The organism is Caldivirga sp. MU80 (assembly GCF_001663375.1).
GTDB lineage: Archaea > Thermoproteota > Thermoprotei > Thermoproteales > Thermocladiaceae > Caldivirga.
The window spans coordinates 40,057-67,041 of sequence record NZ_LCTF01000008.1 but is presented as its reverse complement, the minus strand read 5'-3'; the positions used below and the strand labels follow the sequence as shown (position 1 = coordinate 67,041).

Annotated in this window: 28 protein-coding genes and 1 pseudogene; 10 read left to right on the top strand and 19 right to left on the bottom strand. The window is 49.0% G+C overall.

Features of this window, described 5'->3' with window-relative positions:
• Window positions 1-295, bottom strand: a pseudogene (locus tag AAX04_RS03795) (hypothetical protein); the annotation flags it as partial.
• 165 nt (window positions 296-460) lie between these two features.
• Between AAX04_RS03795 and AAX04_RS03790 the strand changes: the two are divergent.
• Window positions 461-1,879, top strand: coding sequence for an ABC transporter substrate-binding protein (locus tag AAX04_RS03790; RefSeq protein ID WP_066794238.1), 1,419 nt, complete (start codon window positions 461-463; stop codon window positions 1,877-1,879).
• A 79-nt stretch (window positions 1,880-1,958) separates the two neighbouring features.
• Here the strand turns inward: AAX04_RS03790 and AAX04_RS03785 are convergent, their stop codons facing one another.
• Window positions 1,959-2,771: a hypothetical protein gene (locus AAX04_RS03785; RefSeq protein ID WP_066794234.1), complete on the bottom strand. Its 813-nt coding sequence runs from the start codon at window positions 2,769-2,771 to the stop codon at window positions 1,959-1,961.
• A gap of 110 nt (window positions 2,772-2,881) precedes the next feature.
• Here AAX04_RS03785 and AAX04_RS03780 point away from each other — a divergent pair, with 110 nt between their 5' ends.
• Entirely contained in the window at window positions 2,882-3,262 is a 381-nt protein-coding gene (locus tag AAX04_RS03780) for a NifB/NifX family molybdenum-iron cluster-binding protein (protein WP_066794231.1), read from the top strand.
• A gap of 30 nt (window positions 3,263-3,292) precedes the next feature.
• On the opposite strand, the gene AAX04_RS03775 is transcribed toward AAX04_RS03780, so the two are convergent.
• From AAX04_RS03775 to AAX04_RS03765, 3 genes are all read right to left on the bottom strand, one after another.
• Window positions 3,293-3,772: a bifunctional nuclease family protein gene (locus AAX04_RS03775; protein ID WP_066794228.1), complete on the bottom strand. Its 480-nt coding sequence runs from the start codon at window positions 3,770-3,772 to the stop codon at window positions 3,293-3,295.
• A gap of 83 nt (window positions 3,773-3,855) precedes the next feature.
• Window positions 3,856-4,779: a S1C family serine protease gene (locus AAX04_RS03770; protein ID WP_066794225.1), complete on the bottom strand. Its 924-nt coding sequence runs from the start codon at window positions 4,777-4,779 to the stop codon at window positions 3,856-3,858.
• Between the two features lie 62 nt (window positions 4,780-4,841).
• A complete protein-coding gene (locus AAX04_RS03765; RefSeq protein WP_066794222.1) occupies window positions 4,842-6,179 on the bottom strand; it encodes a hypothetical protein in 1,338 nt (445 codons plus the stop codon).
• 50 nt (window positions 6,180-6,229) lie between these two features.
• On the opposite strand from AAX04_RS03765, the gene AAX04_RS11830 reads away from it, so the two are divergent.
• Complete coding sequence (locus tag AAX04_RS11830; protein WP_156519678.1) at window positions 6,230-6,373, top strand: hypothetical protein; 144 nt, start codon at window positions 6,230-6,232, stop codon at window positions 6,371-6,373.
• Here AAX04_RS11830 and AAX04_RS03760 read toward each other — a convergent pair.
• The 4 genes from AAX04_RS03760 to AAX04_RS03745 all read right to left on the bottom strand — a co-directional run bounded on the left by AAX04_RS03760 (window position 6,342) and on the right by AAX04_RS03745 (window position 9,586).
• Complete coding sequence (locus AAX04_RS03760) at window positions 6,342-6,602, bottom strand: hypothetical protein (protein ID WP_066794219.1); 261 nt, start codon at window positions 6,600-6,602, stop codon at window positions 6,342-6,344. The genes AAX04_RS11830 and AAX04_RS03760 overlap by 32 nt on opposite strands.
• A 6-nt stretch (window positions 6,603-6,608) precedes the next feature.
• Window positions 6,609-7,661: a flap endonuclease-1 gene (fen, locus tag AAX04_RS03755; RefSeq protein WP_066794217.1), complete on the bottom strand. Its 1,053-nt coding sequence runs from the start codon at window positions 7,659-7,661 to the stop codon at window positions 6,609-6,611.
• Between the two features lie 111 nt (window positions 7,662-7,772).
• On the bottom strand, window positions 7,773-8,234 hold the full coding sequence (locus AAX04_RS03750; protein ID WP_066794214.1) for a zinc ribbon domain-containing protein: 462 nt from the start codon (window positions 8,232-8,234) through the stop codon (window positions 7,773-7,775).
• Between the two features lie 26 nt (window positions 8,235-8,260).
• On the bottom strand, window positions 8,261-9,586 hold the full coding sequence (locus tag AAX04_RS03745; protein ID WP_084761179.1) for a Clp1/GlmU family protein: 1,326 nt from the start codon (window positions 9,584-9,586) through the stop codon (window positions 8,261-8,263).
• A gap of 142 nt (window positions 9,587-9,728) precedes the next feature.
• On the opposite strand from AAX04_RS03745, the gene AAX04_RS03740 reads away from it, so the two are divergent.
• Window positions 9,729-10,643 carry a DNA polymerase sliding clamp gene (locus tag AAX04_RS03740; protein WP_066794264.1) on the top strand — a complete coding sequence of 305 codons (915 nt, stop codon included), beginning with the start codon at window positions 9,729-9,731 and terminating at the stop codon, window positions 10,641-10,643.
• Window positions 10,644-10,654: 11 nt separating this feature from the next.
• Here AAX04_RS03740 and AAX04_RS03735 read toward each other — a convergent pair whose 3' ends face one another.
• The 10 genes from AAX04_RS03735 to AAX04_RS03690 all read right to left on the bottom strand — a co-directional run bounded on the left by AAX04_RS03735 (window position 10,655) and on the right by AAX04_RS03690 (window position 20,894).
• Window positions 10,655-11,308 (bottom strand): hypothetical protein, encoded by a 654-nt coding sequence (locus tag AAX04_RS03735; protein ID WP_066794210.1) that lies wholly within the window; start codon window positions 11,306-11,308, stop codon window positions 10,655-10,657.
• A 10-nt stretch (window positions 11,309-11,318) separates the two neighbouring features.
• Entirely contained in the window at window positions 11,319-11,726 is a 408-nt protein-coding gene (gene trxA, locus AAX04_RS03730; RefSeq protein WP_066794207.1) for a thioredoxin, read from the bottom strand.
• A gap of 69 nt (window positions 11,727-11,795) precedes the next feature.
• Window positions 11,796-12,230, bottom strand: a complete 435-nt coding sequence (locus tag AAX04_RS03725) for a hypothetical protein (RefSeq protein WP_066794204.1) — start codon at window positions 12,228-12,230, stop codon at window positions 11,796-11,798.
• Between the two features lie 60 nt (window positions 12,231-12,290).
• On the bottom strand, window positions 12,291-13,478 hold the full coding sequence (locus AAX04_RS03720) for a DNA double-strand break repair nuclease NurA (protein ID WP_066794201.1): 1,188 nt from the start codon (window positions 13,476-13,478) through the stop codon (window positions 12,291-12,293).
• A 1-nt stretch (window position 13,479) separates the two neighbouring features.
• A complete protein-coding gene (locus AAX04_RS03715; protein WP_066794197.1) occupies window positions 13,480-14,934 on the bottom strand; it encodes an ATP-binding protein in 1,455 nt (484 codons plus the stop codon).
• 98 nt (window positions 14,935-15,032) lie between these two features.
• Window positions 15,033-16,451: a VWA domain-containing protein gene (locus AAX04_RS03710; RefSeq protein ID WP_084761181.1), complete on the bottom strand. Its 1,419-nt coding sequence runs from the start codon at window positions 16,449-16,451 to the stop codon at window positions 15,033-15,035.
• A 124-nt stretch (window positions 16,452-16,575) separates the two neighbouring features.
• Window positions 16,576-17,475: a thioredoxin domain-containing protein gene (locus tag AAX04_RS03705; RefSeq protein ID WP_066794186.1), complete on the bottom strand. Its 900-nt coding sequence runs from the start codon at window positions 17,473-17,475 to the stop codon at window positions 16,576-16,578.
• 60 nt (window positions 17,476-17,535) lie between these two features.
• The gene (locus tag AAX04_RS03700; RefSeq protein ID WP_066794184.1) at window positions 17,536-18,618 is read right to left on the bottom strand and encodes an AAA family ATPase; all 1,083 of its coding nucleotides are present in this window, start codon (window positions 18,616-18,618) and stop codon (window positions 17,536-17,538) included.
• Between the two features lie 66 nt (window positions 18,619-18,684).
• Window positions 18,685-20,025, bottom strand: coding sequence for a nodulation protein NfeD (locus AAX04_RS03695; protein WP_066794182.1), 1,341 nt, complete (start codon window positions 20,023-20,025; stop codon window positions 18,685-18,687).
• Window positions 20,026-20,084: 59 nt separating this feature from the next.
• Complete coding sequence (locus AAX04_RS03690) at window positions 20,085-20,894, bottom strand: SPFH domain-containing protein (protein ID WP_066794175.1); 810 nt, start codon at window positions 20,892-20,894, stop codon at window positions 20,085-20,087.
• A gap of 82 nt (window positions 20,895-20,976) precedes the next feature.
• Between AAX04_RS03690 and AAX04_RS03685 the strand changes: the two genes are divergently transcribed.
• From AAX04_RS03685 to thiE, 6 genes are all read left to right on the top strand, one after another.
• Window positions 20,977-21,312, top strand: coding sequence for a hypothetical protein (locus AAX04_RS03685; protein WP_066794173.1), 336 nt, complete (start codon window positions 20,977-20,979; stop codon window positions 21,310-21,312).
• A 295-nt stretch (window positions 21,313-21,607) separates the two neighbouring features.
• A complete protein-coding gene (locus AAX04_RS03680) occupies window positions 21,608-22,819 on the top strand; it encodes a redox-regulated ATPase YchF (protein ID WP_066794171.1) in 1,212 nt (403 codons plus the stop codon).
• 157 nt (window positions 22,820-22,976) lie between these two features.
• A complete protein-coding gene (locus AAX04_RS03675; RefSeq protein WP_156519677.1) occupies window positions 22,977-24,023 on the top strand; it encodes an asparagine synthetase A in 1,047 nt (348 codons plus the stop codon).
• 9 nt (window positions 24,024-24,032) lie between these two features.
• A complete protein-coding gene (locus tag AAX04_RS03670) occupies window positions 24,033-25,424 on the top strand; it encodes a glutamate synthase-related protein (protein WP_066794168.1) in 1,392 nt (463 codons plus the stop codon).
• A gap of 77 nt (window positions 25,425-25,501) precedes the next feature.
• Window positions 25,502-26,302, top strand: coding sequence for a hydroxyethylthiazole kinase (thiM, locus tag AAX04_RS03665; protein WP_066794160.1), 801 nt, complete (start codon window positions 25,502-25,504; stop codon window positions 26,300-26,302).
• A complete protein-coding gene (thiE, locus tag AAX04_RS03660) occupies window positions 26,299-26,916 on the top strand; it encodes a thiamine phosphate synthase (protein ID WP_066794158.1) in 618 nt (205 codons plus the stop codon). The genes thiM and thiE overlap by 4 nt, the downstream gene beginning before the upstream one ends.
• Window positions 26,917-26,985 lie beyond the last annotated feature (69 nt).

Sequence of the window (26,985 nt, the reverse complement as noted above, 5' to 3'; positions counted from 1 at the left end):
CAGCATTAACACCCAACGCACTCTTATACTTATGATAGAGCTCGTGCCCTGTCCCTTTGAAATCAACCTTGCCCGATGCCCTATACTGCACAAGCCTAGCGTAGTTTAACTCATTCCAAAGCCTAGCGGTGGCATCGGCGATTCTCCGCAATTTACGCTCCTGGGTACCGTTCGGCAACAACCTAAGCCTAATAGTCCTCCTGTTTTGTTCCTTGTCGCCTTTCCCCCTTGCCCTAGAGGAACGCATGCCCAGGGTGGTGAAAACAGTGGGGTATCGCCCCACCGGCTCATCCAAAAAGCCCAAACCCCCTCTCGGAGGCACCAACCCAGGCACTAAGACTGTAAGAACAAGGGGGAATTAAAAGGTAACCAGAAACAAAAATACCAACCAAAAGACCAAAACTTTAAACAAACAAAGAAACAACATCACCACCCTAAAAGGGGCGAGGCTTGACCATTATTGTCATCATTCGCACTACTGGTGTTCTCAGTCATGGGTATTGCTGTTAATCCTCACTATTACCCGTGGAATATTCCTCAGGTTAGGGAGGCTATCTGCGATGTGATTAATAGGACTGAGGTTGCTGCTGCATGGGGCTTAGCGATTAGTAAACCAGCCTACTACCCGAACCCAGTGATACCAGGCACTGAGAGCACTTATCCACCTGACGTTAGGCAGTTCATTACATCATGCAGTTATGATCCAGCCAAGGCTGCTCAGATGCTTGAGAGCCTAGGCTTCAAGAAGATTAACGGATACTGGTACACACCAAACGGGACTCAATTAACGCTCTACGTCTATGGCCCAAGCGGCTTTACCGACTGGATGACAATGGCCGCTGATGCCGTGGAGCAGATGCAGGCCTTTGGCGTTAACGCTAAGTTAATCGGGCAGGATGTTGGTGTATTCTGGAGCACTACACTGCCAAATGGGCAGTATGGGGGTGCCACAACGTGGATTAACTCGGCTAATGGCCCAGCTTACAGCAGTATGTGGGGGCTGTTAGGTTGGCCTTGGTGGACGACTGGGGCTGCGATACAGGCGTATAAGTCAGGTAGTGATGTTTGGCCTTTCCAGTGGCCCAACGGCACCTGCAGCCCAGTGATACTGCCTGCCCAGCCTCCGGTATTAACGAATGGTACCATTGTTTGGTGTATCAACTCAACCTACGGCTTCATTAACTTGACCAATTGGCAGATGTTCGAGAACATTGCAGCACCCGGAACACCCAACTACGACCTAATGATGAAGATAATATTCGCGTGGTACGACTACTTCGTACCCATAGTACCATTGTACAGTAAGCTTGAGCCCTACGAGTACATGAAGTCTGTTATGGATCCGAATTGGCTATTCCAGCCATGCATACTTAACAAGTATCCACTGCTAACCTACGAGCTTGAATTCATGCCATGGGGATACGGTAATGGCCTATACAGCAACTTGCATATAATAATCGCCTGGGGCCTAGTGGCGCCACCTGGTGTTGTTCCACCAGTCGCCCAAGCTATTGCTAATGGTTCGCTTTGGACGAAGTATCCGCAGTACGCGGCATTCCTAGGCATACCTAACCCAGACCCGTCACTACAGGCTTGTGTGGCTTCATACTTCCACATACCGTACACTCCAGTAACCACATCAACTACGGCTACTACGACTACCACCACAACAACCACTACGACTACTGCGGTCTCAACGGTCACCTCCACGGCTACTGTTACAAGTACAGTCACCACAACGGCTGTCTCAACCACTACTGCAGTAAGCACAGTGACAGTGACTAAGACAGTAGTAAGCACAGCATTAATAGCAGGAATAGTAGTCATCGTGATTGTTGTAGCAGCAGTGGCTGCACTAATAGCAATGAGAAGAAGGTGATGAATAAGTTTTAGATACTCTAGCTCTTAAAACAACTTAATTTTAATTTTGCAACAAAAATCTATAATATATGGTTAAGCTATGGGGAATTAGTTAGGCATTCTAATGCACCAGTTAAATTAACCTGCATGGTTACGGTTAATCCATGGTTCATTAACTCACCCTGCAATTTAGACATTAGACTGCCTGTAAGGGTTAATGGCAAGACCACTAGTTGCCCATCACAGCCACCTGTCTGTGCACTTTGGGTTAGCAGCGTTAATTTGGTTGAAGTGGGCTTCGATATCAACTTAATACCGCTGGTTAGGATTGTGAATGCTGGGTCACTTACAGCCTCATCACCTATGGTGCCGCTGGCCGGTAGCACCCCTGGATTACCCCAATCAACAACTTGCCTATTAGTCTCAGGTTGAAGCACCAGTACAGTGCTTAATTCAATGTCCTCCGTTCTATGCCTCTTAGTCAACAGTGCCCTACCGGTTCTTAACTCCATTCTCACACCGTTTAGAACCATCAGTGGGTTTTCGTATATTACTGCTAATCCTAAGTCATATATGTTGAGTCCGAGGAATAGCTTAAGTGCATTGGATAATGCCACTAGATCTATTAATTCACCGGACTTCTCGTAAATCCTCATTACGAGTGATATAAGGTCCTTATCATTAGCAACACCCTTAATGTATGACCAAATCTCGCTATAGGTATCTTCAATAAGCTGCCTATTGCCTGTTAGAGATGCCCACACCTTAAAGTAGTCTTCATTGACATCGACACCCCCGATCATGACTATTGTTGATACTAATGTACCTGGGAACGACCTATATCTGTTGATCAACTCAAGTGGATTAGTCACAATCTCCCTACTTCCAGGGTAATCAATGTAAGCCAGCATTCACCACACCTAAGTATATTTTTAACGTGATTACGAATTAAGGTTATTAATCTTTTGGCTGTTTACGAACTCCGAAACATTTAAAAAATCGGATACGATATCGGTAACCCATGAGGATAGCGGTAATAGCTAACACTGAAAACTTAGTCACAGGCCCGGGAGAAGGGGAGTATATACTGGTTTACGAGGATGATGGCAGTAACGTGAAGCTAGTTAACAGGGAACCGAACCCCGCAATGCAAGCTGAAATGCATAGGGGTCTATACGCACTTAGGAGGGTCAAGGAGATTGGTGCAGACACCCTAGTGGTTAGTGAGATAGGTAGGCCTGGATTTAACATGGCTAGGTCACTGGGTATTACAATTTACATAGTGCCTGAGGGGCTTAACGCTGACGATGCCGTTAAAATGGTTATTAATGGTGAGGTTCAGGTAGCTAACACACCTACCCATGAACACGGCCACATGCATCACGGCCACTATGAAGATTGATGATGAAGTTAATTACCATTTAAAGGCGTGTTAAATCGACTTACCCTCGCCGCCCTCCTGCGACTTACCCAGTAGTTCATTTATGGACACTGTGTACTGTTTAAGATGCCTAGCCACCAGTATGGGTGCATTAACCCTAAGCGCTATGGCAACTGCATCACTGGGCCTGGCGTCGATGTAATGCTGGGAGCCGCTCCTATTATCCTTGAGGTATATTGTAGCCGTGTAGGTGTGGTCAACGAGGGCATCTATTGTAACCCTCTCAATGGTTGCGTTTAACCTCTCCAAAATGTCGACAAGTAGGTCGTGGGTTAGTGGCCTTGGGAAGTCCATTTGCCCCATGGCCTTCTGTATGCTTAACGCCTCAGCCATGCCTATCCAAATGGGTAACACGAAGTCACCCCATTCATCAGTGCCTAGGAGCATAACGGCCTCGGCACCAGTGGATGTCACATAAACGCCCTCAACAACGGCCTCCAGGTACCCCTCCACCTCCTGACTGTTAGGCATATTTAATGCCCAATAGGCTTCTTATTAAACTTTCCCCGGCCTATTGATTTTTAATTTAGGCCAGGAATAACCCCCATAATCATTCATACGGTAACATCAACCGTGATAGTCCTCCTACCCCTAATTAACCTCAGCTTAAACTCCCTCTTACCCTCAGCATACCTGGAGTATAGGTAGGTCTTAAGCTTCACTATTGACGTCAACTCGACGTCATCTATGTTCGTAATTACATCACCCCTCCTTAACCCAGCCTCCTCCGCTGGAGAGTAGGGCTGAACATGCACCACCAGGACTCCCCTATCCACGGGTAGCTTATACTGCCTGGCGAGAACCCTATTAACGTCAACACCATATATGCCTATCCTCGGCTTCCTAACGTAACCCTTACTTATCAAGTCATTTATGGATAACCTAGCTAGATTCATTGGAACTGCGAAGCCTATATTCTGCGCCCCTGCGACTATGGCCGTGTTTATGCCCACAACTTCACCGTCTAGGTTCACTAATGGTCCACCTGAGTTGCCTGGGTTTATGGCTGCGTCAGTCTGTATAAGCCCCTCAAGCATCACCTCACCTACCCTTATGGTTCTACCTAAGGCTGAAACTATGCCGAAGGTTGCGGTAGGTTGGTTCATTAAACCCAGAGGGTAGCCGATTGCTATAACGGGTTCACCAACCATTAACTTATCGGAGTCCCCCAGCTTAATTGGCGTTAAGTCGCCGTCAACCCTAAGCACCGCTGTATCAACCTCAGGGTCTGCACCCACCACCTCAGCCTCAAGTAAGTCACCGTCACTGGTCACTATGGATACTTCACCCGGCTGGGAGACTACGTGCGATGCTGTGGCCACGTAGTGCCTATCCACGGCGAACCCAGTCCCAAACCCCCTAATGGGTACTACGTTAAGCCACTCATCAATGACAGCCCCGGCTGTCATTATGGCAACTATGGATGGGCTTACCTTATTGACCACACCCGGTATCAGATCCCTTATGTTAGGTAGCATAGGTGCAATCTGCACCGTAGTTTATAAGGCTTAAAGTTGAGGTACCGCTATTCAACTAAGTCTTACTTAACCAGCAGCGCCCTAACCTTATCTAGTATGCTTAACCTCAGGTTCATTAATTCAGCCTCAGCTGCGTCACCAGGTGCGTCTAGGTAAACCTCGCCAGTGGTTATGTTTACCATAGGCTCTGCGCCGGTTAGGTTAAGTAAATTAACCCTACTTATGGTATCCCTCATCCTGCTGTAAACGTACTTAATCAACGTGCCCTTAATCGTTGATGCATTGTCAGGATTAATTCTCCTGGCTAATTCACCAATACCACCAGCGCTAAAGGCTTGTTCAACATTCCTAACGAAGAGTTCGCTAACTCTATTCATGAACCACTGAGGATCGGTCTCAAGTTTACTTAACACCCTCCTCAGTAATTCACCAACATCAGGGGTAATGCCTGGGGTACCTGGTTCACTACGCTTAATTAAAATTGGCCAGTAACCGTAGTTATCAGGCAGTATACCCGGCGACTCCATGAACGTTAAGCTACCTAAGTCCTCATTCAATGCACCCCTAACCTCCTCAGGGGCCTTAACGTCTACATAGTCCCCCACTGAGTCGATGTATATGTAAACCAGCGGTGTTAAGTCCGTTGACAACTTGGGGAGTGTACCCTCAATGAAGTTGACCGTGCTGAAACCCCAGTAGAGTGGTGGGAACCTTGGGTTACCCCACTCATCGTTAACAGCCACGTGGATCACGTAGTTAAGCCTTAAGTCAGGTGACGCTATGGCCTTAGCAGTATTAACCAGGACATCAACTAGGCGGCAATTATCAATACCCAGGAATAGTGGACTAATGTTAAACCCCATGACCACCAGGTAAGGTAAGTCACCCTCCCTCGTTATGACTAGGTCGTAGTAGAGTTCGTTTCTCAAGGTGAAGTCCACGCTATACCTAATGCCTAAACCGCTCACGCTGGCTTTGGTATAAAACACTGGTATTTCTGTTGGCAATCCCCTCGCCTTAACGGTTAAGTCACCGACCAGCAGCTGGGCGTTGGTGTAATCGCCATTGCCGACGTACACCACTGAGTCATAGCCACCCCTCAAGGCCCTTGCATAATCACCCCTCCTGCCGATTAGGGATTTATTGAAGTTGAGTACCAGTGGCCTATTGGATACACCCTCCCCTGAGAATAGTGGTGACAGTGAGACTGCGCCCACGTCATTATTGTTAATGATGACTCTGCTTAACGCCCTACTACCCCAATGGGGGGTTATTAGATATGTGAACTGCGGGTTATCCACTGTAGCAAGGGTTAACTCTATGAACTGCCTCACGGCTGGAGCAAGGTCCACTTGGCCCCTGACCCCCCTGCATATATCCTGGAGGCTAATGCCCTTCACTGATTTGGCTAGGTGCGAAATGTATTTAACGGTTAGGTCGAGGATGCCACGTGGCTAGGTTGATTAAGAACACCACCATGATGCTCCTGGTAATCCTAATCCTCCTGCTTAGGCGTGGTAGTGGGGATTTGCTTAAAGTTTACATCGACAACATTAAGGCCTTCAGGAGGCATGACCCTGGCACAGCTCCCTAATGCCCCTCGCCAGGTTAACTATGGACTGGTAATCCCTCTTAATCCTAACCTTCCTGAATAGAGGTTTCATCCACGGCCACTCGTGCAGTGTTGCATTGGCCAGGAGGCTTAGTATGGTCATCCCCTCGCTGTTCAGGTAACCGTCACTGTAGTAGGTTGAGAATGGGTTCTCGAGTAGGTTAAGCAATTTATCAATGTATGAACAATCCACCTTGCCTTGGTTAACCATAAGCAATCAGCCGAAGAATGAGTCCAGGGTTGTTGAACCCTTAACCTTATTCATACTCTTCTTAAGTCTCTCCAAGGCGTTCTTAACTCTATCCTCGCTGAAGTCATGCTCCTCGACCAGTAGCTTAACTACACCATCCTCATCAGGCTCCTTGAAGTTAACCTCAACATTCTGGTTAACCGGTGGGTTTAGGAAGAACTCCCTTATCTTAAATGGATCCACGGGAAATTGGGCGTTCTTAAGCACTGTGTTGAGTAGTTTATCTAGGCTACCGTGCTCCTGTACGAGCCTTAAGGCCCTCTGGGGCCCTATTCCGGGTACACCATCTGGGTTGTAATCCGTGCCGAGGATTATGGCTAGGTCTATTAACTGGGCCCTATCCCTTAGCTTAAGCGCCTTAAGTACGTCACCAAGCTCTATCAACTCTGGGTTAACCTCAACATATTCATCCTTACCTGGGAGTTTCCTCCTACCTGAAATGGTAAGATTCCTCACAAGTTTGGGTGAGCCAAATAGCAGTGAGTCGTAGTCTTGGCTACCGGCTGCCCAAACAACACCCCTACTGGCCATGTAGGCTGCCTGAGCCTCACCCTCACTGGGCGCCTGAACCCATGGCACACCCATGCGGTCGAGGAGTCTCTTAGCCTCATCAACCATGTCGTTGGTTATGAATAAGGCCCTCTGGGCGTACTTCCTAGCCTCAGTTCTCCTACCCTCCTCCATCGCCTTAACCCACTCCTCCACTGCCTTCTCCCTAACCCTCCTCCTCTTCTCGATTTCAAGTAGCTTCAGTTCAGGTGGCTTGCCGTCGAAGACGTAGACTGGCTTAACACCATACTCAAGTAGGTTGATTGTCCTGTACAGTAACCCACTCAGGTGGCTGGTGACCCTACCCTGGGAGTCCATTAGGGGTGTGCCGTCAGGCTGCCTTATTGAGGCTAGGAATTGGTATAGCGCATTATAGGCATCCAGGGCTATGACCCTCCCATTAAGTTGGTTAAAATCAATCCTCCTCCTTAGGTTATCCGGGATGAGCTTACCCAGCTCAGTAACACCCATACTAAGGCTGAGTTAAGCACCAGCGTATTAACCTATCCGTTTGTCCCTAGGTGTTTATTTGTTTATTGCGCCTAGGGGCTTCCACCTCGCCCACACTTCATGGGCTCCCATCTAGGAGGAACCCACCTTGGCTTTGGGCATCGCCTTCAATGCCCAGTGTATTGGTATTTTGTCTCTTGGTGCTTTGAATCCGCAGTTTTCGCAAACCATGATTCTGCCTTGTAATTGGGTTAACTCACTCCCGCAAATTGGGCATATTGTGCTTGGCAACCTCTTGAACTCATACGGCACACCATACCACTCTAGCTGGGCAATCAGTAGCTTAACGAACCTCCTCGTCTCAGCCAGGTAAATCTTCCTTAAACCGCTCGGTAGCTTCTCCTCGATTAACTCCCTCCTCGACTCCTCAATAATGTCGTCAATGATGACTAGTGCCCTATGCCTAAGGGCCTTCCTAACAAGCCTAAGGTTTAAATATAAGACTACACAGTCCTGGGTACGAGGTAATTGTGAGTACCCAGGAGCCCTGCCCCGTGGGCGAGCTGACCAGTGATGCCCCGAGGATGGGGGCATTAGCCCGACAGAGGATGAGTCAATAATTAGGATCGCTGGGATGAGGGGAACGGGGCATCACTTAGTATTCTCTCGACTCTATATATTATGCTGAATTTATCCACCTCCTCAAACTGTTCATTAACCCTTATTGAACCAACCCTAATGCTCCTTACACTGGCTAGTTCGGCATTACTCAGTCTCCTGGGTACTGTAACCACTATTTTACCTGCATTGTAGTAGATCCTCCTTAAGACCGCTAGTGAAACCAGGAAACCATCCACGTCCTCCAGCCCAACCAGTAGGCCGTTCTCCCAGTTTGGTTGAAGGATTAGGGCTACGCCACCTGGTATGCTTCTTAGTGTAGGCTCCTTAACGCTACTTGAAACCACCATTACCATGTTCTTCAAGGCGTCCACGTATATGGGCTTAACCTTTAGGTAAGTTGAGATTAACCTTGCAAGTCTTTCATCAAGTCTCCTACCGGTTATGGGCATATTAACCACGTTAACCTGGCTTAGGCTTAGTGTCAAGTCCCTTGAAGGTGATAGGTACCTGCCGTAGCCCATATCCCTATGAATCTTCCTATCATTCCTATCCCTAACCCTCATAGACGGTGGGGCATTGAGGACTAGGGTATTCCACTGGCTCAACCCCTTCACCAAACCATCAACCTCATCACCCTTCCTCATGACTATTACGTAACTTGGCTTAACGGCGGTTACAAGGGCCCTCTTATACTCAATCGCCCCCTCGCCCTCAACCCAGCCGTCTGTGTTGACCACTATTAAATCAGCCCCCTCCCTACCCCTAAGGTAATCAACAAGCTTAGTGACGGCATAAACAGCCCTATGCCAGTTACCCTCAAGGTTAGTTGAGCCTATGAAAACCTGCCTAAGTGGAATCATGAAGCTTAGGTGGGTTATTCTACCACTCTTCAGTACTGAGCAGGTTATTGTCGTGGGTGGACCTAGGTCATTTTGACCAGGGTCAGCATCAACCACACCCACCTTTAAACCCATTGATGCAGCCTTATTAACCAGTATGGTGGTTATCGTCGTTTTGCCTGAGTCCATTGCACCCATGACCACTACCACAGAGCCCTTTAGGCTAATGTTAAGTTTACTATCCCACTCATCAATCATCTCCTCACCGGCCTTGGGCTTATCGGCAAAGCCACCTGGACCGAGGACTAGTGATAGCTCAGTATCACTAATAGCCTTAGCCACAACCCTCCTAGCCCTAAGTATAGTCACCTTAGCCCCAGTCTCATACTGGGCACCCAGGAGGTATAGCGAACCCCTCAGCACCTCCACCATGGCCGGCCCCTCTATCCTAACATACTCACCATCACTAAGCCTAACCTTATCCACACCCCCTACAATACCCTCCTCCTTAAAAAGACTGTTACAATAGGGTGAGCCCAATGTCGAATTCAACGCTGCGTCTACATCATGGTATTATTCTTTAATGGGCCCGTAACCTTAAAAAGGGTTATCGAGGTGTATAGTGGTGATGCCTGAGGAGGAAGAGGGTAACAGGGAGGATATTGAGGAGGAGAATGAGGCTGCTAATGAGGAGGTTGCTGAGGGGGAGGAAGAGGAATCCACCACTGAGGGGGGTGGCTCCATTACCCAGGAGGGTGTGGGTGGAGGCGTGGTATACACCTTCACTTTCCCTAAGGGTAAGGATATTAGGTACGTTTTCCTAAGCCTAGCCCAGGTCCTAAATGAGGCCCTGTTTACTATGAGCCCTGATGGGATTAGCCTAAGGGCCGTTGACTCATCCAAGGTATCCCTCGTGATACTTAACATACCATCCACGGCCCTGGAGGAGGTTAACATAACGGACACTGTTAAGGTTGGCATATTGTTCGACACGGTTAAGAAGTTGGCGAGGAGGATTAGGGCTAAGGATAAGGTTGACATCGGTGTTGATAGGGGTAGGAACAGGTTCCTAATGACCATATACTACGGTTCTAAGGGGAAGGAGAGCGGCATGTATAGGAGGTTCTACCTACCCATCGTTGATGTCGCCCAGGAGGACATACCTGAACCTAAGATAGACTACCCGGTCAGGATTAGGATGAGTATGGATGCCTTCAGGGACGCCTTAACCATGGCTGAGGACATAAGTGACGCTGTAACATTCGCAGCCGACCCAGAATCCTTCGTTATTAAGGCGTCTGGGGAGGGTGGGAGGTACTATGAGGTCCAGTACCAAAGTACCGACGAGTCCTTCCAGGAATTCTCAGTGAGCGAGAGGCATGAGGCATCCTACTCCCTGGACTACATCATAAATATGAACAGTCAGATGGCGCCCATATGCGAGTACGTGACCATCGAGTTCGCCACCAATAAGCCCATTAAGTTAACGTACGAGTTCGCCTCAGGTTCATTAACATACTACGTGGCACCGAGGGCACTTTAACAGGCTGGTGCTTAAGGGCCGCTTGACTGTACGGATTCCGTGAGGTCCCTAAACAATATACCAACCTCATACAACTTGACTGTATCATAATGCCTCGGCCTACTTATGGTTGCTATGTATATGCCGTAGTCCTCATGCTCACCCTCACCTGGGCTAATTGGCTCGCCGTATGGTGAAAATATTATGAAGGATGATAGGCCACTGTTAAGCAGCTGTCCAATGGCATTGTCAATAGCCCTGTAGACACTGCACTTAATCGACCCATTGCTGTGGAGGAACCTGTCTGGTGCGGTTATGGAGGCTATTACAGGTGACTTACCCGCCGACTTAATTATGGTGTTGACGACTCCGTTAACCTCATCATCATAGGGCGTCGTTGCATCAAGCCTAATGCTGTAGGCTCCGTAGGTCGGGTTAACCACAGGTATGTTAACCAGAGTCGCCTTCGTTAACTTAACCAGGAGTGTTGACGATGGGTCACCTGTGGGGGTGGGGTCAGGCTCCATGTTGAGTATGGACCACCATGACTTATCGGGGTACTGGGGCCTCCTATTCTCCAGAACCCCCCTCTCAACCATGTTCATTAACCTGGGTAATACCTCCAAGTAGCATTCCGTGAAGTCACCATACCCCATGCCGTTTATGCCAAGTAGCACAGGGTACATTTAAGGTCGCCTAGTCCTCCAGGTATGCCTTAATCCTGTCCTGCAATATCTTCTTAGGTACAACACCAACAACCTGGTCCACGGGTTCACCATCCTTGAATATTATGACTGTTGGTAGGCTCATGACGTAGTACTTGGCGGCTATCTCAGGCTCCTCCTCGGTGTTTAACCTCCCGAAGCCGACATCAGGCATCTCCAGGGCTAGCCTCTTTATTATCGGCTCAAGCATGAAGCATGGGGCGCACCAGGTCGCCCAGAAATCAACCACAGCCACCCTGAAGGTTTTAAGGAAGTCATCGAAATTCTCCTTGCTCAACTCCACGACACCACTATACTTCATCTTCTTAGTCAGCTCCCTAGCCTTAGCCTCAAGGAGCCTATCAATCTCAGGATCTCTATCAGCCCCATTACTGGCCATAAGCGCCTTGCCCTCAAGGACTAATAAGCCTTTTGTTGCCAAATTCACCAAACAGCGGGCTTAATGAGCCTAGCCGCCGGTTTGATGGCTTAGTAGATGGTAGGCGTTAACCATGCTCCTCAACGACTCATTAACACCTATCAGTGGGTTCGCCGGATTATACGTGGTGAGGTTATTCAATGCATAATTCACGTAGATCCTTAATTGGCTTAAGTTCAACTCAACGCAACCTGTTTCATTAATTAAGTTAATCAGTGAGGTGACGTTATTTTTAAGCAGTTGGTACGCATCATAGAACCTTGAGGTGCAGCCACCAGCGCAGTTGCCGTACGGCTCACTGTAATTCAAGGCCCTAATAACCTGGGCAACTACCCCCCTTAACTTATTGATTAATACGCCACATTCATCACTAGCTATGTGCCTAGTGTGAAGCATGGCAACTGCACCCAGCATTAATGCCGCAGCTGCTACCAACACTAGTGTTAAGATTAAGGTTCCACGCATTGCGGTTTCCTTACCTACAAGGTTAATTTAATTTACCGTTCATTACCCACGTGGGTGTTATTAACCTTCCATCTGCCTGTACAGGTATGCCTTCTGCGGGTTGGTTAATTGGAGAAGCGTATTAACAAGCTCCTTAACCCTATTATCCTCCACGTCTAAGCCTGCGTACTTGGTTAGTAGTGTTTTGACGTAGTCCAGTAGCCTTGAGTCAACCCTAACGTAGGTGTCCACTAGGTCGAGTAGGTATGGGTAACCCGTGTTCGTTGTTTGTGATGACAGGTAACCGACGATGTTGGGTATGCCTAAGCCCCCTAGGTCAAGTATCTCAAGTTTGGTTGCAACCGCGGTTACGGGGGCCTTATAGAAGACTAGCCTCGTGTCTGCCACCTTAGGTATACCCCTTAACCTACCCCCATCACCGTTGAAAACCCTCTTAAGGTTTTCAAGCCCCTCGTTAAGCCTCCTCTCAGCCTCATCCTTACTCATCCCCCTCTTAACCTCGCAATCCATGTAGTTCACCTGAATCCACTTGGGCAGTATTTCGCCGTAGTTGCCTAAGTCAATGTACTCGCCCTTATTCAGCAGTAGACTGGCAATCAGCTTATCGTTAACTGAGAGGCAGTGGTTTACGTAAATGGACAGGTACCTTGACCTAACACGCTTAACAACCCCAACTATAGTTGTCCTAGTCCTCTCGGCCAGGTTAAGCATAACCTCCAGGACATCCTCAACCCTCCTCCTCACACCCTCATGGGCGGGTAAGTTGTAGGGGAGTGGATGCACGTATATCTCACCGTCAAGTATTATCATATCCATGCTCCTCCTGCCCTTCAACTTATCCCTCAACAACCTGGCCGCCATCTCCCTCTCCCTGATTTTAGACAACACCTCTATGGACTTGTTCAAATCACTTGAGTCCTCGTACAACACGTCACCTGTAACGTACCTATCAGTCCTCCCACCCACCTGACCCACGTAGCCGTAGGCTACTACGGTTAACACGCCACCCACCAGCTCCAGTGGTGATGGTGGGAAGCTTGAGTCTATGGCATAGGTGAAGTATCTACCCCCACCCACGCTTGGTATTGCGTTAATCCTGTCCGAGACCCTGGCCCTAAGTTCATTAACCTCACCCATCACAGATGTCAAATTTAGCTTACCTGCTATGTCTCTGGCCCCTTCGAAGAGAGCATTAAGTAGTGGTGGATCAACCCATAGGTCTATGGTGAAGTCACCCTCGTCGAACAAGTCACCTCACCTCCCTAATCTTCAGCAGTATCGGTTTCCTTAATGGGTTTAGTAGGCCAGCCACGAAGAACTCCCTAATGCCCAGTTGCGTTAACACAGACTCGTTGACGTCAGCTAGGTCCATGTAGCCACTTAACTCCCTTAAATCACCCTGCGTGGGTAACCTACTGAAGAAGACTGTGCCCAGGTTGGCTCTTACGTTGGCCGCTATGTCCCTTGCCATCCTCTGGCTGGCCAGTATTAGGCTGAGCCCCCACTTCCTACCCTCCCTTGACGTGGTTTCTATTGGATCCTTGCATATGGTCCAGGAGTCCTCTGGTACGTAATTCTGGGCCTCATCAATAACGAAGACTAGGCCAACGGGTGTGTTAACCTCACCGCGCTTAACCATGTCCCAGGCCTCGTTTATAACATCGGCTACTATGGCTTGCTTAACCACAAGGTCCGTGTCCTGGCTGAGGTCGATTACGGTTAACCCACGTTCAAGGGAGTTCCTAACTATGTCGCCTGGTTTAACGGAGCGTTTATTCAACTCCTCGAAGAATTCCTCATTAACGAAGTAGTCTATGAATAAGCCAGCCTTATGCACAGTGGCCTCTCTGGCGCTCATCCTACTCATGCTCTGCCTCAAGTGCTTAAGGAACTCCTGCTTCCCCCACTTCCCCACCCTCCTATTAACCAGCTCATTCCTATCCCCCTCACCCATGACGTAGGTTAAGACCGCGACCTCAAGGTACTCCCCGTAACTCTGCCAAGGCAACCTAGCCTTGGAGGCTAGTACCGATGCGATTGTTGGTGGGCTTATTGAAATCGCCTTAGACCCAACGGTATAGTCCTTGTAATAGGTGGAGTAGTCCACGCCACTGTGGTCAAACACAATTACCTTAAACCCATTCCTCAGTAGTTCATCAATAAGCCCCCTGATTAACCTGGACTTACCAACCCCAGTGGCCCCGAAGACACCTATGTGGTATTGTACGTAGGCTGGGTCCAGTGGAACCTCCCAGCCACTGTACTTGTGTGAACCAATGCCTATCCTACCACTTAGCTTAATGAAGTTCCCCAGGAATGAGCCATCCTTAATGACGTAAACCTTAGACCCTGGCGTGACCACCTGGGTAACCTCATCTAAGGTACCTTTATGTAGGTTGAGCATACCGTAAAACCTAACCATGGCTGACGTGTAGGGCATAAGAAGTGACGGGTCCATGATCTCGGGCCTATCTATGAAGGGTGTCCTAACCCTGTCCTTAACGATGGGTTCAAGCTTAGTCACCCTCCTTATGGCTCCAAAGAATAATGCGTTATTAATAGCCTCATCCTTAACCACAGCCAGCTGCTCCTCCACGGCGTACTCCTCAGTCTTCTTGTAGAACTGCATTGGGGCGTAGGTCGTCGTGGACCCACTGGTCACTATCCCAACCTCTATGCAGCACCTGCGGAGTAAATTCTCCATAAACCCCCTTTAACCTCCACGTGAGGTGATATAAACCTAATGCGTACACCGTGTTAGTTGCATCAGCTTAAACTTTTACCCTACTCTCTAGGCAACCCTTAAAGGCCCAGCTTATCCATTATGAGGGCCTTGTCTAGGTTTGAAATGTCGTTTATCTTTATGAATAACCCATTGCCGATCTTGGATATCCTCATGAGTAGATCAATGTCACTGTTATCACCCACTGCGATAGTGGATAGGGTAACCCCCATGCGCCTTAGCCTAACAGTCTCCCTAATGCAACTGCTCGCATTCACAGTCCTACCATCGGTGATGCATATAACGTGCTTATTTGGGTAACTGGACCTGGATAATATCACCCTAGCCTTCTCAAGTGCACTAGCTATGTTAGTACCACCCCCAGGGTAGATGAACCTGGTCATCTCCTCCATCTCACTCACATACACTTTAACCGGGTGAGGCCCCCATAGTATGTCGGCCCTGAAGTTGAAGAGTATCATTGACAACCTGTCGCTAGTCTTAGACAGGTACTTCAGGTACCTCACTATGGCCTCCTTGGCTATCTCCATCTTCGTGTAGACTCCGCTGAACTCCTTCATGCTACCTGAGGTGTCTAGGCAAAGTACAAGGTCCATTAACTTAACGTCTGCGTACTCCCTAACCACGATATCCCTTGTGCTTAGTGGCTTATTCATGAGAGTCTTCTTAGCCACGTTCATGGAGGTTTTATCCAAGTCTATGCTACTTGCCGGGTCACCAATCCTATACTCCCTAACCCCCGTTATGTACGTTGGGTAATTCGAGTGCTCAGTGAACCTTGAGACCCTAAAGGCACTGCCCATTGATGCCTCACGGGCAACGTTATCAAGTGCCTTAAAGACCCTTGAACCACCCTTACCTTGAATAGGCAGGAGTCCGTAGCTCACTAGGTACTTGCCCAGCTTCCTAAGTACCTTAACCTTCTCCCTGATGTTGGCCATTGGGTTAATGAACATGTTTATTAATTGCGCCAGATTAATGAAGTTCATGGTGCCCACACTGCCGTAAAAGACATCGTAAATCACGTTAGCCATCTCGTCACTTGACTCACTACCTGTACCCATCTCCTGATCCACCAGGTTACCAACATTACCCCTATCACCACTTGGGTTAGCCTGAGCCCTACTGCCCACGTTGCCCTTAACAAACCCCTCACTGTTCGAATCCACATCACTACCCCTCTGCCTGGGCATGTCCTCGAGTAGGTATAGGGCGTACCTAAAGGCCTCCTCAAGTATCCTACGCTTATCCACCCCACCGTTAACGTTAACTGACGTGTAGAGGTTCTCCACCCCAACCCTAATTATCCTCTCCTCCACATCACCCCCACTAAGCATTATGTTCGCTATAATATCCCTAAGCGCATACTCGTAACTCCTAACGGAACCCGGGCTTAGGACATCCTTATGGTTGCTTAGGTATTGGTAAACCCTACTAAGCACCATGGACACGAAACCCTCAATACTGTAATCCTCCACATTAACTAACACCCTGGGTAGCTTATAAACCATTGCTAGGGGTAATAAATGAAGGGCCAAATGTGAGCTACTAGGCAATAGTACTATTAGGATTTAAATGGGTATTAGTATCTGCTGCGAAACCTTAACCTACCTTCATTGGGTTTTTCATTATTATGAACATTGGTGTTCCTACATTATTCTGCAGTTGCTTAGGTATCAGCAGTGGTATTACTTCATTCACATTATTTAGGGCTGAGCCCGTTATGTTTAATGCCTGCTGTGGCGTTAACTTAATCTGGCACCCTGGGTAAGTCTTATTGATTAGGCTATATGAGGCTATTGGGTAATACACTAGGTATGCTTGGTTATTGCTCTCCACGTAGTTGACTAGGTAAATGAAGTTGTTTATGTAGGTGTAGTTTATGGCATTAATCACATCACCAGGCTTAGCTGCACCAATGCACTTCCACTGGAGCCAGAGGGCGACACTATCATTAAAGGCTGCAAGCAGTACAGCAGCGGCCGCTGGGTTGGTGGCATTAGCCTGTAGGTAACTTTGGTAATAGCCTAGCGCGTGGGTTGGGAAGTAGATGGCTATGTAGTAAACCTTACCACTGCTTATGAATGGCATAATCTGGCTGAAGTTGTAGACATCGAAGATGGAGCAGTATGGGCAGACTGGGTCAAGGAACTCAATCAACCAGATGGGTGCATTGGGGTTGCCATGGGTTATCACGAAGCTATCATTACCCTTAATCATGCTAAGAATCACGTTAACGGTACCGCTACTTAATGAACCAATACCTTCATTACTCTTTAAGCCACTGATGGGTGAACCACGAACAACATCACTAATGATAGTGGGGACATTAGGGTAGGCTCCAATGACGTAAACATAACCATTACTTGGCAATGACCTACCACCCATTAGCTGTGGTATGCCTGGGATGCTAATCGGGATAATACTTAGTGATGATAAGACAACCACGGCTGCTGCGGCTATTACCACCACGGCTACTATAATTACTATTCTTTGGTTCATTGGCGTAGCCGTGGTTATTAGACTAATAAATTTTATTCCTGCAGGAATCCTAACCTGCAATTAATTAACAGCTAGTTCAATGACCCTAGCATCACTTACCCTTGGTCTCAACCTGCTTGATGCAATGACCTGAAGCCCCTTACCCCTAGCGTACCTACCCACGGCGGATAATACACTGCCCAACGACTGCTCATCAAGTCCAATGTCGACCCCATCAATAATTATGGTTGAGTCCTCTGGGGCTAGGACTAGTTGAACAATTAGTGGTAGTGTTGATCTGACACCTAACCCGGCATTGTACAACACCCCCCACGACCCCCTAGCCTTAATGAAGCCCATAAGCCTATTGGGCGCTATGAAGCCTGCCGTCAAGTCCTCGACACCCAGTGCGCCCATTTCGCTTAGCAACTCCTTAACCTGCTCCCTGTAGCTAGGCACTGTCAGCATCCTTGATAACTGGTGCACGGTGTACTGGGCATCACCACCAACTGAGTAGTCAGGCAGTAGGTCAACGGTGGTTTCAAAGGTCCTCTTCCACCAGGCCAGCCTATTCTCACCGATGAAGAAGAACCTATCCCTCAACCCCTGCCTCAGCGAGAAGAGGACGGCCCTAGCAACCTTAACCTCATCAGGGGCCTCACCGCAAGTCTCCAGGGCGTCCTCATGCATCACGTGGTAGGGTGTTATGCATAGGTCCCCTGGCTCAGGCTTAAGGATCAGGTTCCTGCCGCCTAACCTACCGAAGGAGACCAGCAGTTTGTCGTTTAACCAAACCCCCTGCTCAACGTCACCTGTGCTGTGGGTGAAGCTGTAGCTATACGTTATGCTGCCTGAATCGACGTTAACCCCCGTATCCCTTAGGAATTCAACTATATGCTTATCTACACTGAACCTCAGGCTCACGGCAACCCTGTTGCTTGTGTCCATGTTCCTAATTACGTCAACTATGTCGTGAATCATGAGTAACCTACCCTCAATTATGAGTGCATCCTCACCCCTGGACTGCATTATGAGCGAAACGGCCTCGAGGATTGATGACTTGCCACTGGAGGGTGGGCCAACAAGCACGTTCAATCCATCGCCGAACTCCACGCAGACATCCCTAATAGCCTTAAAGTTGCTGACGCAAGCCTTAGTTATCATCAATGACCTTGATTGGGCTTAGTTTAAAGCATTAACGCAAGCAAGGCCACCTTAACCATGGGTGCATTAGGCGGCTCTCTTAACCTTGATAATGTTACCCTCGTAGGAGGTTATAACGACCCTATCACCCTCCTTAATGTCCTCAAGGGCCAACGCCTTCCAGTACTCACCCCTCACCTTAACTATACCCACCTGCCCAGCCTTAATATCCTCAGCCGCCACACCGGTTAACCCGGCTGTTGGGTAGTATAGTATGGTTGAAATTGGCCTAGCCCTAATAGCCCTGGCTATGAGCATCACTATCCATGCCGATAAGGCACCAAGGCCAATTATCTCAATGTACAGTATGATACTGAGTGTGGTTGGGCTATACTTAAGCGCATACTGGGTTGGCGTTGGGGCTGGGATGAGTAGTATTAGGCCCAGTGCTATTAAGGCGGCTCCAATGGTTATTAAGACACCGTGCAGCTTACCGCCACTATGCCACTCAAAGGCCATGAATAAGGCGCCCGTGATCATTAAGCCTAGGCCTGCGTAGCTTATCGGTAAGCCAAGCAGGGCCAGCATTACAAGCAGCACGGCACCTATGCCAGCTAGGTAAATGTGGGCTGTCAGTAAACCAGCCAGTATCAGCAGGACGCCTAGTATTGACAATACGTTTTCAATGACTGGGTTTTGGAGGGTTTCATAAACCTGGTAGTTGATGGATGGGGTTAGTTGGGTTATGGTTGGGCTTTCAATAGTCAACGTGTAGTTAACCCCATTAACGTTAACCGTGGTGCCGTTCATCATCGCCAACAGTTGGTATATGTTATCAGCCACGTAGTTAATCACGTGGTACCTTAAGGCCTCCTGAGGACCAAGGTTAGTGTCATTATACACGCATGACGCTGCGAAGGTTGTGTTCCTACCCCTAAACTCAGCGGCCTCAACGAAGTACTTGGCCACGGCGTTAAGTATCTTGGGCTCGGTTATGAAGATCTCCTGCCCAGTTAACTCATTAATCTCCACCGGTTGGCATGAACCAATCACGGTGCCCGGCGCCATGGCTGCCACCGTGGTTGACAAAAGGACTAATGTACCGCCTGACCATGCGTAAGAACCCGTTGGGTAAACGTAACCAACCGTCACGACATTGGTTGTTTCAAATAGGCTAACTATATTCAGTGCCGCATCCAGTAAACCACCCGGGGTCTTCATGTATATGACCAGTACGCTGTTGGGGGGCAGCTGGTTAATGACACTCCTCAACTCGTCGTAGGTGTTATCAGTTATCTCACCGTTCAACTGAAAGGTATAGACCTGGGTAACCTTTATGACACCTTGAGCATTAGCTACCCTAGGCATCAACATGACCATAATTAACAGAGCTATTACCAACACCAGTAAAGGTGTCATCCTCTTCATGCAAATTCACCTGGCGTATAACTATTTTTATTCGTGTTTTTAACTTTATTCAGAGTCGCTTATCCACCTTGACTCGAACCCTGCCCCTCCTGCAACCTACCCCTCAATGCCAGTGCTGCGGCCGTAATGGGCTCTAGGCTGCTTGGAACCACGAGTATTAGGTTATGTTCCTTAGCCACCTCAAGCAATGTGTCAAGTTGCCTTAGGGTTAAGGCCGTTGGGTTCTTTGTGTATGTTTCAGCAGCCTTTAAGTACATTTGAGACGCCTCGTAGTCGGCCTGGGCCAGTATGACCTTAGCCCTCCTCATCCTCTCAGCCTCAGCTTGGGCAGCCATAGCCCTGACCAGGGTGTCGGGCAGTTTAACGTCCTTTATGGCGACGCTCGTTATCTTAAGCCCCCACGGCTCCACGTGCTCATCAACAATTGCGGCTATCTTCTTAGCCACCTCCTCCCTCTGGGTTAGTAAAGTATCCAAGTCAACCATGCCCACCACGTCCCTCAATGTGGCGGCCGCTATCGTGGCCGCAGCCGTCCTATACTCCTGCACGGAGAGTACGGTGTTCTTGGCGTCCAGGACCCTCAGGTAGACTGATGCGTCAATGGAAACCTCAACGTTATCCCTAGTTAAGGCCCTTTGAGACGGCATGTCAATCATTATAGTCCTTAAGTCCACCGTTATCACCCTGTCTATTAACGGTACCACAAACACGATGCCAGGTCCATAGACACCCTTAAACTTACCGAGCCTAAGCTTAACAAGCCTCTGGTACTCTGGGACAACCCTTATGGCTGAGGCAAGTATGGGTAGGACTATGATTAACACTATTATTGTTATTACTATGTCCACTATTAGGGAAACGGCGCTCATATGACCTACTTTCCTCACCGGTGCTTTTAAACTTTTAGTGGCCTCTCATAAAGTATATTTATTAAACAACAGCATCAGCCTAATGCCTAAGGACATTGCGGATTTGCTTAGAAGCATTGCAGGCATTAAGAGGAGTAGGGGTGTCATTAGCCGTGAATTAGTGAGAGTACTTGAGGAGGTCTACTCATCAACGAGGGGTAACGTTGTTTACATAAGCAGCAGGGGTGTGGTTAATAAAGTGCAGAGGGTTAGGAGACTGAGTAGCAGTGATAGGGTGCTTATGAGGAATCTACTGAGTAACACCTTAAGTGAGGTCAACGCTAGGAGGGTTAATGAGTCTAGGGGCATTTACGCAGTCAGCAGAAGAGACCTAGCCTTAATTATCAGTAGGCTTAAGGAGATGACCAATGAGCAGTAACTACGGGAAAATCCATGGCTCTAACTAAGCCGGCTGAACATTTCATCACACCTCAGCCCCAGCCTCCTCCGCACCAATAACCTTAACCCACTGCATACACTTAAGAGTTTCCTAATCAGCCCCATCCATTCACCTCACTGAGGCTTCATGAGTGACGGCGAATGCACATAAGTTTAATGGCTGAATTAAACTTCCTCGTAACTACTACACGTTCCTGGAATTACCAGGGGAATACTGGCGATGGGAGGTAGCCTCACCAGCAAAGCTTTAATTAAGCCTCAACGCCTCTTTGACTGTGCTTACCCAGGCTCATGTTCAGGTAGGCATTGTTGGGAAGCCTAATGTTGGTAAGTCAACCTTCTTCGCAGCCTCAACTCTAATAGACGTCAAGATAGCCCCATATCCCTTCACCACCATAGAGCCCAACGTGGGCATCGGCTACGTTACCATACCCTGTGTCTGCAGGGATCTTGGAGTTAAGGATAACCCGAGGAACTCAATATGCATGGATGGGACGAGGTTAATACCGGTGGAGCTCATTGATGTGGCTGGTTTGGTACCAGGGGCTTGGCAGGGTAGGGGTCTTGGGAACCAGTTCCTGGACCACCTTAGGAGGGCCCCAGTCCTAATACACGTGGTGGACGCCTCTGGGGGTACTGATGAGGAGGGGAAGATTGTTAAGCCGGGTACACATGATCCCATGCTTGACGTCAAGTTCCTGGAGAATGAGGTTAACATGTGGATGCTCCAAATCATTAAGAAGGAGTGGGATAAGGTGGTTAGGCAGGTTGAGTACTCCAAGCAGAAGATTGACGACGTTCTGTACAGTATGCTGAGTGGCCTAGGTATAACCAGGGCCATCATTGAGGATGCCTTAAATCAACTATCCCTACTCAACAAGCCACCCCACCTGTGGGGTGATGATGCGTTAATGGACTTCGTCAGGTATGTTAGGGCGGTTGGGAAGCCCATGGTTATAGCCGCCAACAAGGCTGATATACCTGAGGCCGAGGACAACATCAAGAGGATGATGAGGGAACTAAAGAATTATAGGGTAATACCCACAAGCGCCGACGCTGAACTAGCCCTCAGGAGGGCCGCCAACAAGGGCTTAATAAGGTACATTCCAGGTAGCCAAGACTTCACCGTAACCAGTAACCTAACCCCCGAGCAGTCTAAGGCCCTTGAGAGGATAAGGGATATTATGAGGAAGTGGGGAGGGACGGGGGTTGTTAAGGCCTTAAACACAGCTGTCTTCGACGTCCTAGGTATGATTGCAGTCTACCCCGTGGCCGATGAGAAGAGGCTCACGGACACTGAGGGTAGGGTGCTACCAGACGTCTACCTACTGCCCAGAAACGCCACGGTCCTGGATCTGGCCTCAGCGATACACAGTGACATAGCTAAGAGAGCCATGTTCGCCGTGGATGCGTTAAGCGGTAGGAGGATTGGGCTTAGTGATAGGCTTCAACACAGGTCAGTGATTAGGATTGTCACCTCCAAGTGAAATACTGCGGTCAGTGTGACTAGTATTACCGGGAATCAATGAATAAGTAGACCTATCCTTAATGAGGCATTGGTGAATACTGCCGGCTAACCAACGTCAACCCTAGGTAAATTGATGATAAGGTGTATAAAAGTTAAGTTCAATGGGGCATGGGAATATGGGTAAGGTTAACCCGGCGGTGCTTGAGTTCGAGACCATGGTTAAGGATAAGGAATCGTACGTTAAGTTCATTGAGGAGTGGGTTAAGCACTCCTGGAGGTGGGCTAAGGAGAACAAGTACACCACCGTGTTCAAGATCCAGGCGTCGATATTGCGTGCAATTAGGGAATACCTAGACTCCCAGGGATTCGTCGAGGCACTACCACCCATAATAGGCCCAGTCACTGACCCTGGTATTAGGGGTGCTAAACAGGCAACAATAGATTTCTACGGCCACGAGTACAAGGTCATGTCAAGCGCCATACTTTACAAGCAGTATATGGCGGCCGTGCTCGGTAAGGTCTACTTCGTATCCCCCAACATTAGGCTTGAGCCCAATGACAGTGTATTCACCGGTAGGCACCTTGTCGAGTTCTTCCAAGTTGACCTTGAGATCCTCAACGGCACACTTGATGACGCTATGAAGGTTGCGGAGGGTTTATTCACATACGTCGCCAAGTACATTAAGGATGTTCATGGTAAGGATCTGGAGAAGATGGGTAGGAGCCTACCTGACTATAAGCCACCGTTCCTACGATACACCCACGCCGAGGCCGTTGAACTGGTTAACATGCTTGGGTGCAGGAACCCGCAAAACACTGAGATACTTTGGGAGTGTGAGAAGGTACTTTCAGCTTACCACGACACCCCAATCTTCATATACCAGTACCCCAAGGGCTCAAGGGGGTTCTATAATAGGGAGGACCCAGGTAAGCCAGGCTACCTAAGGGACTTCGACATGCTCTACCCCGAGGGCTTCGGTGAGGCCATATCAGGCGGTGAGCGTGAGTACGAGCCTGTTAAAGTGATTGCAAGGATAAGGGAGTCAGGTGAGGACCCGAACAAGTACAGGTGGCTACTGGAGATGCTAAAGGACTTCTACCCACTTAAAACGGCAGGCTTCGGTATTGGCGTTGAGAGGTTCACAAGGTTCATATGCGGCCTTAGAGCTGTCTGGGAGGCCAGGCCATACCCGAAGGTGGCCGGCATAGGCCCAGCACCATAGGTGGTTTTAATGTTAGAGTGGGTGGCGTTAAAGATAGGTGAACTGGCGCTTAGACTTAAGGCAAGCCTAATCACCCTGAGGGGGATTAGGGACTTCATAGATGATTACCCCATAGATGAGATACTGCTGAAGGCCATTAAGGGCGAGGAGGGTGTTTACCCATTCGGCGAACTAGCCTCCTACGGGGCCGCAATGCTGGGTGCGCCAATTAACCGAAGGGGGTACCCAAGGTTCCTAACCATCGATGATTTAATCCTGGTTCCACCGGCCTTCACGCCAAGGAGGCTTGAGAAGATGGCTGAGTTGCTTAGGGAGCCCGTGTTCACCGACGTCAACCTGGAGGATGATGTGGGCGGCTTAAAGTCATCAATGCCCCTTGTGGTTGCTTCAATGGGTTCAACAGACATAGCTAGCAGGTACAGCATAGCAATAGCCAAGGCGGCCGCCAAGGAGGGGATACCATTCGGCATAGGTGAGAACGTACACACGGTGAGGGGTTATGATAGGAGATTGACGAGGGGTCACCCAAGCTTCAAGGAGAGGGTAATGGCGTACCTAACGAACATGGACAAGTACGGTGGTGTATTCATCCAGCAAAACGTCGAGGACGCCTACGATGAGCATTGGAATAAGGTGTACAGTGATAAGGACCTTGAACCCTACATAGACGAGGGTAGGGTGGCATTTGAAATAAAGATTGGGCAGGGGGCTAAGCCAGGCTTAGGCGGGGTGATTAAGATGAGGAGGGAGGATGCAGTCAAGGTTAGGGAGAAGTACCACTTCCTAGAGGACCCCTTGAAAACGGATAGGAAAACCGTGGAGAGGTATTCCGCACCGGGCACGTATACGGCAGACATTCTGAGGGGTATGATTAGGCTTATGAGGACAAGCTATCCTAGGGTCAAGATATGGGTTAAGGTGGGTCCATTCAGGGACGTACTGGACGTCATAAAGGTGGCCTATGAGGAGGGGGCCAACGCAGTCATTATTGATGGGAAGGAGGGCGGCACAGGGATGGCGCCATCAATTGCCATGAAGGAGTTGGGCTACCCAACAATAGTCGGGTTGATTAAGATTAGGGAGGCGAGGCTAATGGGCATTGATGATAGGATGAGCCTTATGATAGCTGGGAGGCTATTCAACGGCGCCCACATAGCCAAGTCGAGGGCATTGGGTGCCTCAGCGGTCTACGCAGGTAGGCCATTCGTGGTGGCAGCTATGGTTAAGGGTGAGGCCGGTGTCAGGAACCTCATTAGGGCCACTAGGGTTGAGACCCAGATGATAGTGTCTGCACTGGGCAAATACAACATTAGGGATGTCTCCCAGGAGGACGTGGCTTCACTCAACAAGGACCTGGCCACCGCACTGGGCATACCCTACGTCTACTCTAGGGAGTTTTAACTGCCCATTTAATAACATGGTTATTGGATATTAATAACCGAGGAATGATTTAAAAATTCAACCGCGTCGGCTGCACTATGTGGCTTAGTGACGAGTTCCCAAGGGACCTAAGGATCCTCAGGGAGAGGAGGCCATTGGTACACCACTTCATGAACTTCGTAGTCATGAATGATGCAGCCAACGTGACACTGGCCATAGGGGCATCGCCAATTATGGCCCACGCCAGGGAGGAGGTTGAGGAGTTGGCCAGTAAGGCCAATGCATTATACATAAACATAGGCACCTTGGATGAGTACTGGGTGGAGTCCATGATAATCGCCGGTAAGGCCGCTAACAGGAATAACGTGCCCGTTCTCCTCGATCCTGTGGGCGCTGGGGCAACTAGGTATAGGACGGAGACCGTTAAGAGGATACTGAGCGAGGTGGAGGTCTCTGTGGTTAAGGGTAATGGGGGTGAGATGCTCTCCCTAGCGGGCATCACAGGTGGTGTTAAGGGGGTTGATTCAGTGGCCTCAGCTAACCTGGATACCGCAGTTAAGGTTGCTGAGGAGTATGGAGTTACAGCCGTGGTTACTGGCCCATGGGACTACGTCTCCAACGGTAAGAGGGGGGTTGTTGTTAAGAACGGTACACCACTGCTTCAATACGTGACAGGGTCAGGGTGCATGGTTGGTTCTGTAATAGCCAGCTTCATGGCCATTAACAGGGATTTCGTTAAGGCATCGGTGGAGGGGTTAGTTGCCTTCGAGATAGCCGCCGAGAAGGCTGAGGTCAGGAGTAAGGCACCGGGCACCTTCAAGCAGTACCTGATTGATGAACTATACAACTTAACTGGGGATGACTACGTTAAGATGGCTAAGGTTGAGGTGGTTCAGTGAAACTGCCGAGGGGGATATACGGCATAACGGACGACAGCTACAGGGTCAAGAGCCATGTTGAGGCGGCCAAGGTTTTCCTGGAGGGCGGGATTAGGATAATTCAGTACAGGCGCAAGGAGGGTAGCATTAGGTTAATGCTTCAGGAGGCCAGAGAGATTAGGAAGCTGTGCAACCAATACGGCGCATTGATGATCGTCGACGACAGAGTCGACGTAGCGGTGCTGGCTGATGCCGATGGGGTTCACGTAGGCCTTGAGGATGCCCCAGTTGACGAGGTTAGAAGGAGGTTTGGTGGGTTGATAATAGGCGCAAGCGCGAGCACCGTTGAGGAGGCCATTGCCGGTGAAAGGGCTGGTGCCGACTACCTTGGGGCAGGTTCCATATTCCCAAGCTCAACCAAACCAGACTACAGGATACTTGGGGTGGAGGGCTTGAGGAGGGTTGTGAAGGCGGTAAGCATACCAGTCTACGCCATAGGTGGCATAACGCTGGAATCAATACCTACAATTAAAGCTACTGGCGCATGGGGGGTTGCGGTTATCTCAGGGATACTTGCAGCAGATGATCCGGTGAAAATGGCTAAAGCCTTTGTGGAGACTTGGGGGAATGCCTAATTTCCCTTAAACCAATACGTAGAATTATCAATATCTAAGTATTATACATAAGTATAAGCGTGAATCTTA